Consider the following 11,927-nt stretch of genomic DNA (forward strand, 5'->3'; position numbering starts at 1 on the left):
GTCTTCCTTAAAAGCGGTAACTAAAACCGATGTTTGTCTGAAATTGGTTTAACACATCACCATCAAAGTGCCATAGACATTGATTGTCTTCTGATGTTGGCAATGTGCACGATACGTTACTTGCATTATTTACAATAGTTGCCAGCCAGCGAGTTTCAACATAAACCCGTGCTCTTTCAGTAAATAAATAATCTGCGCCAGCATAAAGGCCAGAGGTAAAATATGTATCAGAGTCGGCAAAGTCAGTGCTGACGTGATTTGCGCCAATTTGGGCACCAACAAACCCAACCACACGATCAGCTAATGGCACTTCTACGGCACTTTGAAAAAGCAGGTATTGCATCTCGACTTGCTTGTTGGTTTGGTCTTTCATATCAAGTTCGGTTGCTGAATAAAAGAACCCATAACGAGCATTATCAATGGTTCTATCTAGACTGACAGTAAAATGGCTGTCATCCTCAAGCTCAATTTTAAGGTTTTCTTCGGTTTGAACCGAGTTAGTAAAGTTTTTGCCAAAACCAGCGCTTATAGAGTAGTCAGCGTGAGCGGTACTACTTAAGAACATTAAACACAGTAAACCAAGCGATTTTTTCATTGTTTAGGTGCTCGTTGTTGAAGATATTTTGAGATAGTATTGAAACATAGCAAGCAAATCGTTGTAAACGGACAACTATCGCTTTTTAATAAGGAACACTAGGATGAAGTTACTAAAATTAGCTGCACTTACTGCGCCACTGTTTTTGTTGAGCGGTTGCTCGGATGATGCTGCTTCGGTGAGTTTAGGGTTATTCACGACCAAAGATATTAAAGTGGTATCACAACAAGACCCGCTGATCAGCGGTGTAACTTGTCACATTAGCCATATTGAAGCGAACCTTGATTTTGCTGATCCATCCGATATGTCTATTGCCTGTCGTCAAACAGGCCCCATTACCGCTGACCAATTACAACAAATTGACCGCAGTAAATCAGGCGAAGTGGTATTTAAATCATCGAAAAGTATTTTGTTTAAGTCGTTAAAAGTTCGTCGTATTTATGATGCGCCAACACGCACACTTTTATATTTGTCTTATTCAACGAAAGAGTCGAGCGGTAGTCATCATCATGCTTTATCAACTGTGCCTCTTTACAATACGGATGCATGGCAATGGGCACAATCACAAGAGTAATTTATGTTAGCGTTATTTAAGTCGGCCCCACTCATTGATGAGCAAGAGCAGCAGTGGTTAATCGATACCTTTTTATGGGCAGTTGAACACTTTGATAGTGAATATTTTTTAAAGCACACGCAAATCATTTTACCTAGCGGGCAGTTTTTTCCGGATAGGGTGTCGAGCGTCAATGAAATGGCTGAAAAGGTATTTAGTCGAGTTGTTGATTATGCTGGGATGCAAGCGTGGCCAATTAACTTAGTTGCGCCATCTGGGCTTACACCTCAGGTGTTTCCGCATTTTGAATTTCTAGACAATTTACGCGGTAGCGAGGCGAGTTTAATTGTGCCGGCAAATCATCCGGTGAATATCTCGTTTAACCCAAACCAAATCAATCAACCGCAAGATTTAGTCGCAAGTTTTGCTGGTACCTTAGCAACCATTTTGATTCACCATGTGGGTGTCTTACCTCCCGGCGGTAAAGAGTACTTACCGCAAGCAAGCGATGCGTTGGCATGCTATTTAGGCTTTGGGGTGATGATGAGTAATACGGTGTATCAATTTAAAGGGGGCTGTGGCTGCGGTTATAACCCTTATGCTAATCGCCAAGCAGCGCTGACTGAGCCACAAACGCTGTTTATGCATGCGTTGGTTACGCATTTTAAAGGGGATAATCAGTCGAAGAAGTTTTTAAAGCCCCATTTACGCAGCCAATATAAAAAAGCGCAAAAGCAAATTAAAGCGCAGGTTTTTGACAGTGCAAATCCGTTGTTATTAGCATTAGATGAACAAGCAGTAGGGTAATATTGAGTGCAGTATTTAGATGAGTTTTTATTGATAGCCATCGCTCACTTTTTTGCGGTAGCAAGCCCTGGCCCTGACTTTGCAATTGTACTCAAACAAAGTATTCAACAGGGTCGTAAAAATGCGCTGTGGACCAGTGCTGGGGTTGGTGCGGCTATTTTGCTGCATATTGCTTATTGTGTATTAGGTGTGGCATTAATTTTATCCCAGTCACCTAGCTTATTCATGGCTTTAAAATACCTTGCGGGGGCTTATTTGGCATACTTAGGTGTGCAAGCTTTACGAAGCGCAAAACCTAGCGATAGTAAACAGCAAACCCTTGCCCCTGCTGATCCTGAATCTGTGTATAAAGCATTTCGACGCGGCTTTTTTACCAATGCCCTTAATCCCAAAGCAACACTGTTTTTTATGTCGCTGTTTACTCTTGTAATAAGCCCTGAAACACCTGTTGTAGTGCAGGCTGGTTATGGCGTGTATATGGCAATGGCGACTTGGCTGTGGTTTTCATTTTTATCATTGGTGTTAACAAAAGCATCAGTGCGAGCATTTTTTTTAAAAAGCGGATACTGGTTTGATAGAGGCATTGGCGTGATCTTAATTGCCTTAGCTATTCGCGTTGTTGTGTGAGGTAAGTATGACGCTATATAACTTTTCATTTGGGTCAAATATGTCATCGAGTCGATTGTTGGCAAGGTTACCTGAAGCAAAACGGGTTGGCACGGCTATTTTAAAGGGCTATGAGCTGACGTTTGATATGGTAAGTACCGACGGCTCTGCAAAGTGTAGCGTGCGCAAAACAGATCAGCCAGATGCCTTGGTATATGGCGTTGTGTATCAGTTAAACAAAGCTGAAAAGTCGATTCTTGATGATATCGAAGGGCCACGTTATGACTGCGTAGATATCACTGTTGAACTACTAGAAGGCGAGCAACTTGCTGCCCATTGTTATATCGCTAACACCTTAGATGAGTCTTTACTGCCATTCGACTGGTATCTTCAGCATGTTCATCGCGGAGCGCTTGAAGCAGGTGTACCAAATCATTACAGTGAAGCAATACTCGCAAGACCAAGTTGCGATGATCCAGATAAAACCCGAGCAGCGAAAGAGTTCGCTATTCACAACAATAAAAATCACCAAGGGATATTATGATATTTCGTAAATTAGCCGTTGCAGCGGCGCTGTTATCGAGCTGTTCGTTTTACAGTTATGCCGATATTGATACAAAAAAAATTGAAAAAGTAATCGAAACCTCAATGGCACGTTTTGACGTACCAGGTATGGCTGTAGCGATTGTTGAAAATGACCAAGTCGTGTTAGCAAAAGGGTTTGGTGTATCTCACCTTGATACCGGTAAAAAAGTAAATAAAGACACCTTATTCGGTATCGCGTCAAACACCAAAGCATTTACCGCAGCAGCGTTAGCTAAATTAATTGATGAAGGTAAGCTTAGCTGGGATGACAAAGTAATTGATCATCTTCCTGAGTTTCGTCTGTATGACCCTTACGTAACACGTGAAATGACTATTCGCGATTTATTAAGCCACCGTAGCGGTTTGGGTTTAGGGCAAGGCGATTTAATGATTTGGCCAGATACTGACAAATCGATTGACGAAATTATCGCAGGACTAAAATACTTAAAACCAGCGAGTAGCTTTCGCAGTAAATACGCCTATAACAATTTAATGTTTGTAACAGCCGGTGAGGTGGTAGCCCGTGTATCTGGTATGAGCTGGAATGATTACATCGAGAAAAATATTCTTCAGCCACTTGATATGAAAAACTCACGCGCAGGTTTTTCACGTATCCCTAGTAGCAATAAAAACTGGGCGACGGGCCATATTCCAATGGATGGCCAATTACACCCATTTTTTGTGAACTACCTTGAAGATTTCCGTGGCGCTGGTGCGATTGCATCAAGCGTAAGCGATATGAGCCAATGGCTACGCACGCAGCTTGCACATGGCAAAATGCCAAATGGCCAGCAATTATTTACTGAAAAGCAGCAGCAACAAATGTGGCACCCGCACATTACGTCAATGGCATCAAAAAGTGCTTATGAAGCTTACCACCAACAATTTAGAGGTTATGGTTTAGGCTGGAGCATTGAAGATTTCCACGGCATTAAAAAGCTAGGCCATGGTGGTGGTATCTTAGGTATGGTGTCTCAAGTGACATTATTACCAGAGAAAAACCTCGGTATTGTTATTCTTAGTAACCAGCAAGCATTCAGTGCGCTCTCTGCGGTGACCTATGAAGTATTAGAAGATGCATTAGAGCTTGAAGATAAAGACTGGGTTGAAGACCTTGCTAAAAAGCACTTTGAAGGTAAAAAAGAAGCTTACGCAAATGCAAAACCAGAAACACCTGCTGATTATCAAGCGAAACTACCAAACATCAACTACACAGGGACTCTGCACGATAACTGGTATGGTGATGTGGTAATCGAGGAGTTAAATGGTCAGCTACGTATTGATTTTACTCATACAAAGCGTTTGAAAGGTCAGCTTGAGCATTACACCGGCAATACGTTTATTGTGAAGTGGGATGAAAAGTTACTTGAAGCAGATGCTTACATTGAGTTTCAAATGAGCCCAGATAATCGAGTGAGTAGCGCAAAAATGCGTGCTGTCTCAACGGCGGTTACAGACTTTAGTTTTGACTTTAGGAATTTAGATTTACGCGCTAAAAAGTAAACCAAAGTCGCAAAGCCACCATTAGGTGGCTTTGTTATACTGGGGGAAAATAATTCAAGGAGCGTATTATGAGAACGGCAGTTATCTCACATCCATTTTGTCGTAAACATAAAATGATTGAGGATCACCCCGAATGCCCTGCGCGTTTAGATGTGATCACCGACCGCTTGCTAGCAAGTGGTGTTGATATAGCAATTACTCACTTACAAGCTCCTAAAGCCAGCCGCGACGATTTTTTACGTGCTCATGATGAACCTTTGGTAAGCCATGTAGAGCAAACAATTCCCGCTGAAGGGCTTGCTGAATTAGACGGCGACACTTGGCTGTGCCCAGATTCAATGAAAGCGATTGAACGAGCCGTTGGTGCTGGATTACTCGCCGTTGATGAAATTCTTGCTGATAAACTGGATGCCGCATTTTGCTCGGTTAGACCACCAGGGCATCACGCAAACCGCAGTACCTCTGCAGGATTTTGCGTTTTTAATAACCTAGCCATTGCCGTGAAGTACGCGCAAAGCAAAGGTGTTAAACGTATCGCTATTTTGGACTTTGATGTACACCATGGCAACGGCACACAAGATATCTTTTTAGATGATGATAATGTGTTGTTTTGTTCATTGTTCCAACACCCGTTTTACCCTAATACCGCTGTTGAAAATAACGCGACTTTAGTGAACTCACCGCTGCCAATTGCCAGTGATGGTAATGACTTAAAAGCTGTTTACCTTGAGCAGTGGCTGCCAAAACTCAATGAATTTAAACCTGAACTATTGTTTATTAGCGCCGGGTTTGATGCTCACCTTGAAGATGACATGGCAAGTTTGAAGTTTGTTGAAGACGATTACGCCTGGCTAACCACGCAATTAGCTGAGTTCTGTCAGCAGCATGATTGCAAAGGGATTATCTCTTATCTTGAAGGGGGGTATGCTTTATCAGCCCTTGGCCGCAGTGCTGTTGCGCACATTAAAGCGCTGGTGGATGCGCCTTAATCTGCCAGCATCGCAAAGGCTTGCGTTGGTGTAAGCCGAATAACCTTACTTAAACAGCATACTCCCTCTTGTGCTAGGTGCTCAGTCACTTTATTAGCAAGCTCAACGTCAGTTAATGCTTTTACGCTTTCTCCCTGCAAGTTGACATACTGCCCTGTTGCCAAAAGTAGCATCGCTTCATGTTGCTGCTCTTCACTCAAGCCATACAAAAAGCTTTCTATATCGGCTTCGTCTTCAACTAATGCTAATTCATGGTCTGAAAAAAAAATCTTAGGAAATGATGAGCGCATTTATTGTCCTGCGTCAAAGTTGCATAGGTTGAAATGATTATAATTGCCAATTCATGTAAGAACTAGGAAAGTCGACTTATGAATCAACCAAGACGGCATCAAAAGGTGAGTGATGTCTTTTCGCAAAAGCTGGTATCGTGTCCTGCGCATACACCTTTGGTCGATGCGGTAAGGTTGATGCATGTTCACAATGTGACGGCGATTTTTATCAAGCATGAGCACTCTGTTGTTGGTATTTGGACTGAGGCTGATTGTTTGAAAATTGACATCAGCAGCCCGCTCTATAAGAACCTTGCCATTCACGAGGTCATGTCGGCGCCTGTTATTACAGTGCCAAATCAATGCTCAGTCAGTGATGCAACCCTGCGTTTTCAACAGCATGGCATTCGTCATTTATTGGTGATGGATAGTGAGAATCAGCCTGCAGGTATGTTGAACTTATCTGATATTGTGCATAACCAAGGTTTGGACCACTACTTACAATTTAGACCTATTCATGAGCAGTATCGCACTGACCTAGAGATAGTTGATGCGCAAACACCGATAGAAGAGGTTGTGCAACTGATGCGCGCTGGCCGCCTTGATAGTGTACTGGTTTATAACCGAGAGCTTGAACTGCACGGTATTATTACTCAGCGTGATATTGTTGAGCTGATCATTCAAACCGAGTGGCTAAATCCTTGTTGGCAATATGCCAGCTACCCGCTCATTGAAATTGATTGTGAAAGCAGTTTATTTGATGCGTATCGCACTATGACAGAGCGTAATGTGCGTCATTTGGTGGTCAGAGATGATGAAATTTGCGGGGTGATTTCATTTGCTGATTTGATCACAGAGATTGAGTCAGCTTATTGCTGCGAGCTGGAGCGTGCTATTGAGCAGCGTGATATTGCTTTGCAAAAATCACAACGTAACTTGTTTTTAGCAAATAAAATTATTGATGCCTCACTCGATGGCATTATGTTAACCCGTAAAGACGGCACTATTATTCAAGTTAACCCTGCTTTTACTAAACTGACCGGCTTTGCTGAGCATGAGGTAATCGGTAAGCGTCCCAATATTTTAAGCTCTACAAAACATAGCCGTTCGTTTTATCAAAAAATGTGGCATGCCATTGAATACGAAGGGGTCTGGCAAGGGGAGATCTGCAATTGCAAAAAAGATGGTGAAGAGTTTGTAGAGTGGCTCACCATTATCCAGATTAAAGACCCTAACTTTGATGAAGTGCTTTATGCGGCAATTTTTAGCGACATTACAGAACGCAAACGTGCCGAAGAAAAAATTGCCCAGCTTGCCTATTACGACGAATTAACCGGCCTGCCTAATCGACGCTTATTTCATGACAGACTCTCTATTGCACTGAGTTCTGCCAAACGAAACCACGATCTATTAGCAGTGATGTTTATCGACTTAGACCGCTTCAAAGAGGTTAACGACAGCTTAGGGCATGACGCTGGTGATAACTTATTGCAGCAAGTGGCAGAGCGTATTTTATCAATTCTACCTGAAGGGGATACTCTTGCGCGCTTAGGTGGCGATGAGTTTGTTTTATTATGCGAAGTAAATCGGGTTGAAACGCTGCTCAACTTTGCCGAACAAGTATTGCAGCAAGTGAGTATGCCGCTTGCCATTAACGAGCATGTGGTTGCAATTACAGCTTCTATTGGCGCTGCAGTTTACCCTGATGATGGCGTAGATAGCGCTACACTGCTCAAGCATGCTGATATTGCTATGTACCGTGCTAAAGAAGTGGGACGTAATTCATTTCAATTATTCAAACCTGCGATGAATGCACGCTCTTTAGAGCGATTGGCAATGATGAGCCGGTTACAAGGAGCCATTGAAAGTGATGAATTTGAGCTTTATTTCCAACCTAAGCAGGAGTTAAATTCAGGCAAAATTTTAGGGGTAGAGGCTCTCTTACGTTGGCATGAGCCAAACCTTGGGGTGATATCACCCGCTAAGTTTATTCCCCTTGCTGAAGAACTAGGCCTAATTGTGAAACTTGATTTATGGGTCATCGAGCAAGCGTGTAAAGAGTTAGAAAAATGGCAGCAACAAGGCATTGAAGCAGGGCGCTTAGCAATTAATATCTCGGCAAATCACTTACGTCAGGGGCAATTAGCGTCGAATGTTGAGCGCTTACTTGAGCGTTACGATGTAGACCCACACAAGCTTGAAGTAGAGCTCACTGAAAGCTGTTTTATCAGCCACTTTAGTGAGGCTAAGCAAGAGTTACTCGCGCTTAAAAAGTTAGGTGTGCATATAACGTTAGATGACTTTGGCACGGGCTACTCGGCTTTAAGTTACTTAACTAAACTGCCAATTGATACGTTAAAAATAGATGCCAGTTTTATCGCAAAAGTGCCCGATGAATACGGTAATAGTGAAATTGTTACGGCGATTATTAGCCTTGCGAAAAGCTTGAGTATTCATGTTGTCGCAGAAGGGGTAGAGAAGGTAGAGCAGTTAAATTACTTACGTTCACTTAACTGCGATACCATTCAAGGCTATTACTTTTGCCGCCCAATAGCGAAGCAGCAATGGTATGATTTTTATCTCAATAGCGAAAAAAGTGCCTAAGCTAGGCTAATTTCGTAAGAAGTGAACTTACGAATATTAATGACGCCAGTATCAAAAATTAAGTACTGGCCTTTAATGCCTTTTAAAATACCCGATACTTCTGGTGCTTTATCAAAATTGAAAGAACTGATTTTGCTTGGGTATTCACTTACTGGGTAGTCTAGCTCAACTACATCTTCATCGAGCTTTTCAATGGCTGTTGCGCCAAATAGCTCTGCAAGTTCACTTAACTTAGCATCAATTTGTGGGATCAACTCTGCAGCAGCAGCTTTTAAATCAATCGCTTCAGATTGACCTTTTAGCATGTTTCGCCAATTGGTTTTATCAGCAATAAATTCGGCTAAGGCAACCTCAACTAAACCCGATTGAAGACGGGTTTGTACTTTGAAGATAGGTAAAGCTTGCGTCGCACCTTGGTCAATCCAGCGTGTAGGAATTTGAGTATGGCGGGTAATACCTACTTTTAGGCCTGAAGTGTTGGCTAAATACACGTAATGCGGGATCATGCAGTTTTCTTCACCCCACTGTGGCTCACGACAGGTGCCCTTATCAAAGTGGCACGTTTCAGGTTTCATGATACACATGTCACAGCTAGCCAGTTTGCGCATACAGACAAAACAGTGGCCTTGAGAGTAGCTTTTCTTGGTTTTCTTACCACAGTTACAGCAAAAAATATTGCCGGTAAAAGTCAGTGTGAGCGGCTTACCAATATAGTCATTTAATGAAACTAGCTCATCACCGATAGGTAATTGATATTCGACAGGAGAGGTCAGTGTCGACTTTAATTTTTTGATCGTACCTTGCATCTTTACATGGCCCCTAAAGATGTTAAAAAGGGCAGTGTAACACGGCCTATTTAAATTGTGAGGCAATAAAGCTTAGATACTCATTAATCGGTACCGCTTTGCTGTAATAATAGCCTTGCCCTTGATCTGCGCCCATCTTGATCAGCATTTTTTCTGTTTCTTGGTCTTCAATGCCTTCGATGGTGATATTCATATCAAGGTTATGGGCCATATCAATAGCCGTTTTTACCACTACCTGGTTGGTGGTGTTATTCACTAAATCAAGAATAAAGCTCTTATCGACTTTAATCGTGCTAAATGAATAATTTACTAAGTAGTTTAGCGACGAATAACCAGTACCAAAATCATCGAGTACCACCTTGCTACCGAGTCTATTGAGTTCACTGATAAAGCTAACCATTTCATCATGGTTTTTGATAAGCGCAAACTCAGTTAATTCAAACTTTAACTGATCCGCAGTAATGCCATGTTTTAAAATGGTGTTTTCGACTTTTTCGACAAGCTTAGGGATAGCTAGATTCTTGGCACTTAAATTAACGCTAATGGTATGCTCGCGATAGCCTTGTCGATTAAGCTGGGCAGCTGCTAGGCAAGCCTGATCAATCACCCATAAGCTCAACTCGTTAATTAAGCCAGTACGTTCAGCCAATAAAATGAGTTGCTCAATGTCCAGGTATTTACCCGCTGTAGGCCAGCGTAACAATGCCTCTGCGCCACAGATAGCACCGCTGCGTAAATTAATAATGGGCTGTAAGTAAATGGCTAAGGTATTGCTTCGCATTGCTTGTTGTAACTCAGCGGCAAGGCTGACATCCATATCGATATGCGGTGTAGTAAAGTCGATGTTTTGCTGCTTTTGTGACAACCCTAAGTAGCCACGTTGTAGCCAAATATCAAAGCCATCATCATTAACCGGTTCGGTAATGCTATAGCGGTAGTAAAGCTGCAGGTCTAAGCCTGCCACTTTATATTGCTTAGGCAGCTGTTTGCATAAGTTGCTCAGTTCTTGGTGTAGCTCTGCTTGTGATTGAATTTTGGTAGAAATGAAAGCCAGTACACCATTGCCTAAGTCAGCCACTTTTGGACTGTTATCTAGTGCTGACTCTAAATTAATAAATTGCCTATTCTTATTAATTTGATGCTCTAAAGATTGAGCCACAGTAATAATTATTTGGCTGCTTTGGCTTGGCTTTAGAATGCTCATTAGGGCATTAAATTGCTCTATTTTCACTAAACAAAGATTAGCGAGTCTATGCTCCGAGGTAATCGCCATATAAGCTTGTTTGAGCATTGCTTGGTTGAGTAGCTCAGTTTGTTGGGTATGGGTTGCATGATACAGCGCTTTTTCACGTTGATAACGAACGCGATCTGCCAGCGCCATTGCCATAAGCACAATCTCACAGAGAATAGCGACTAAAAATATGTGCCTAACTGCAAAGCTATAAGGAATAAAGCCCGTTAGTTCTAAAGGCTGAATGGCAGCGCCTACAATCAGTGGCACCCACGACATGACATAAAATTTTGCCCACCGAAAACCGCTCACCAACTTTTTGTAAATCATGCAAATACATAGAATGTATAACGGCACCATGATGGCAAAAAAGATTTTTGAAGAATGGTATTCCAGCATAAAAAAGCTGATAAGACTGAGGCTAAACAGCAGGGCTAAAAAGCTGATACTGAGCTTGTATAAGCGGCAATTGTCTTTATGGTAGCGTAAGAACATGGTGCAAAACGCGACGGTGAAAAATGCAATCGCGTAGTTACTGAACACCACTTGCTCATTAAAAAAGACTTGCCACGATAACGGCCATAAATAAAAACCAAAGCCGAGCACTGAGCCCATAAGTAACAGTGCTGAGATGATGTAGCCTATATAAATAAGGTAGACGCGATCACGGATCCCTAAAAATAATACCAAGTTATACAGAGCAGCCATGATCAGCACACCAATGAAGATCCCCCAAATTCCTGATTGCGAACGTAGTAAATCTTGAAACTCTTTTTCACCATAAATATTGATAGGCGTTTTGCTAATCCCAACCGTATCAATTTTTATAACGAGTGATGTTTGCTCATAGCCCTGCATGGTGAGCATGCTGTGCGGTGTACTGTACTGAAACAAACTGAGGCCAGATACTTTATCACCCAACTCGGTTGTATCTATAAGCTGGCCCTTATCATCAACATGATAAACGCTAAGATAATCAACCATAGGGTTATCAAAGTGAATCGCCAGCTCAACAGGCTTTGCTTGGCGGTTTTCTAAATCAAGCTTTAACCAATAATCTTGCGCCGCTAAATCCCACTCAACATCTTTAAAAGAGCGCTGTTTAAGTTTGTCTGGTTCAGCTAAAAACTGCTCGAGAGTCAGCGCTTTACTGGTATCTATTCGATAAGCTGTATTACTGTAGATGGGGGCTGTTTTATCTATGGTGTAGCGGGTAGGGCTGGCTAAATGTGCAGCTAGGGTAGCAATGATAAAAAACAAAATTGTCAGAATAAGAAATGAAACAAAGTTATATTTCAGTGCTTTATTATTCAAAATTAGTTCTTTATCTAGGTAAATGTTCTTAACAGTGTAGCATAAAAAAAGCGCAGATAAACTGC

11 protein-coding genes are annotated in these 11,927 nt (G+C 42.0%); 7 read left to right on the top strand and 4 right to left on the bottom strand.

Annotation, left to right across the window (positions count from 1 at the left end; genetic code table 11):
* Positions 1-7: 7 nt before the first annotated feature.
* Positions 8-595: an outer membrane beta-barrel protein gene (locus KQP93_RS02965; RefSeq protein WP_217875759.1), complete on the bottom strand. Its 588-nt coding sequence runs from the start codon at positions 593-595 to the stop codon at positions 8-10.
* 103 nt (positions 596-698) lie between these two features.
* On the opposite strand from KQP93_RS02965, the gene KQP93_RS02970 reads away from it, so the two are divergent.
* From KQP93_RS02970 to KQP93_RS02995, 6 genes are all read left to right on the top strand, one after another.
* Complete coding sequence (locus KQP93_RS02970) at positions 699-1,169, top strand: CreA family protein (RefSeq protein ID WP_217875760.1); 471 nt, start codon at positions 699-701, stop codon at positions 1,167-1,169.
* Between the two features lie 3 nt (positions 1,170-1,172).
* Positions 1,173-1,955 (top strand): hypothetical protein, encoded by a 783-nt coding sequence (locus tag KQP93_RS02975; RefSeq protein ID WP_217875761.1) that lies wholly within the window; start codon positions 1,173-1,175, stop codon positions 1,953-1,955.
* Positions 1,956-1,961: 6 nt separating this feature from the next.
* The gene (locus tag KQP93_RS02980) at positions 1,962-2,582 is read left to right on the top strand and encodes a LysE family translocator (protein ID WP_217875762.1); all 621 of its coding nucleotides are present in this window, start codon (positions 1,962-1,964) and stop codon (positions 2,580-2,582) included.
* 7 nt (positions 2,583-2,589) lie between these two features.
* Entirely contained in the window at positions 2,590-3,105 is a 516-nt protein-coding gene (locus KQP93_RS02985; RefSeq protein ID WP_217875763.1) for a gamma-glutamylcyclotransferase family protein, read from the top strand.
* A complete protein-coding gene (locus tag KQP93_RS02990; RefSeq protein ID WP_217875764.1) occupies positions 3,102-4,649 on the top strand; it encodes a serine hydrolase in 1,548 nt (515 codons plus the stop codon). The genes KQP93_RS02985 and KQP93_RS02990 overlap by 4 nt, the downstream gene beginning before the upstream one ends.
* A gap of 68 nt (positions 4,650-4,717) precedes the next feature.
* A complete protein-coding gene (locus KQP93_RS02995) occupies positions 4,718-5,638 on the top strand; it encodes a histone deacetylase family protein (protein ID WP_217875765.1) in 921 nt (306 codons plus the stop codon).
* Here KQP93_RS02995 and KQP93_RS03000 read toward each other — a convergent pair.
* Entirely contained in the window at positions 5,635-5,928 is a 294-nt protein-coding gene (locus tag KQP93_RS03000; protein ID WP_217875766.1) for a DUF4144 domain-containing protein, read from the bottom strand. The two genes, KQP93_RS02995 and KQP93_RS03000, sit on opposite strands and share 4 nt — an antisense overlap.
* 78 nt (positions 5,929-6,006) lie before the next feature.
* Here KQP93_RS03000 and KQP93_RS03005 point away from each other — a divergent pair, with 78 nt between their 5' ends.
* A complete protein-coding gene (locus tag KQP93_RS03005; RefSeq protein ID WP_217875767.1) occupies positions 6,007-8,511 on the top strand; it encodes an EAL domain-containing protein in 2,505 nt (834 codons plus the stop codon).
* Here the strand turns inward: KQP93_RS03005 and KQP93_RS03010 are convergent.
* Together KQP93_RS03010 and KQP93_RS03015 are read right to left on the bottom strand one after the other, a co-directional pair.
* The gene (locus KQP93_RS03010) at positions 8,508-9,317 is read right to left on the bottom strand and encodes a DUF2797 domain-containing protein (RefSeq protein ID WP_217875768.1); all 810 of its coding nucleotides are present in this window, start codon (positions 9,315-9,317) and stop codon (positions 8,508-8,510) included. The two genes, KQP93_RS03005 and KQP93_RS03010, sit on opposite strands and share 4 nt — an antisense overlap.
* A 46-nt stretch (positions 9,318-9,363) precedes the next feature.
* Positions 9,364-11,862, bottom strand: a complete 2,499-nt coding sequence (locus tag KQP93_RS03015) for an EAL domain-containing protein (RefSeq protein WP_217875769.1) — start codon at positions 11,860-11,862, stop codon at positions 9,364-9,366.
* Positions 11,863-11,927: the final 65 nt, after the last annotated feature.

The organism is Pseudoalteromonas shioyasakiensis (genome assembly GCF_019134595.1).
Classification (GTDB): Bacteria; Pseudomonadota; Gammaproteobacteria; order Enterobacterales; family Alteromonadaceae; genus Pseudoalteromonas; species Pseudoalteromonas shioyasakiensis_A.

Coding starts and splice junctions, on each gene's coding strand:
- KQP93_RS02965 (WP_217875759.1), bottom strand. CDS start 595: ATGAAAAAATCGCTTGGTTTACTGTGTTTAATGTTCTTAAGTAGTACC.
- KQP93_RS02970 (WP_217875760.1), top strand. CDS start 699: ATGAAGTTACTAAAATTAGCTGCACTTACTGCGCCACTGTTTTTGTTG.
- KQP93_RS02975 (WP_217875761.1), top strand. CDS start 1,173: ATGTTAGCGTTATTTAAGTCGGCCCCACTCATTGATGAGCAAGAGCAG.
- KQP93_RS02985 (WP_217875763.1), top strand. CDS start 2,590: ATGACGCTATATAACTTTTCATTTGGGTCAAATATGTCATCGAGTCGA.
- KQP93_RS02990 (WP_217875764.1), top strand. CDS start 3,102: ATGATATTTCGTAAATTAGCCGTTGCAGCGGCGCTGTTATCGAGCTGT.
- KQP93_RS02995 (WP_217875765.1), top strand. CDS start 4,718: ATGAGAACGGCAGTTATCTCACATCCATTTTGTCGTAAACATAAAATG.
- KQP93_RS03000 (WP_217875766.1), bottom strand. CDS start 5,928: ATGCGCTCATCATTTCCTAAGATTTTTTTTTCAGACCATGAATTAGCA.
- KQP93_RS03005 (WP_217875767.1), top strand. CDS start 6,007: ATGAATCAACCAAGACGGCATCAAAAGGTGAGTGATGTCTTTTCGCAA.
- KQP93_RS03010 (WP_217875768.1), bottom strand. CDS start 9,317: ATGCAAGGTACGATCAAAAAATTAAAGTCGACACTGACCTCTCCTGTC.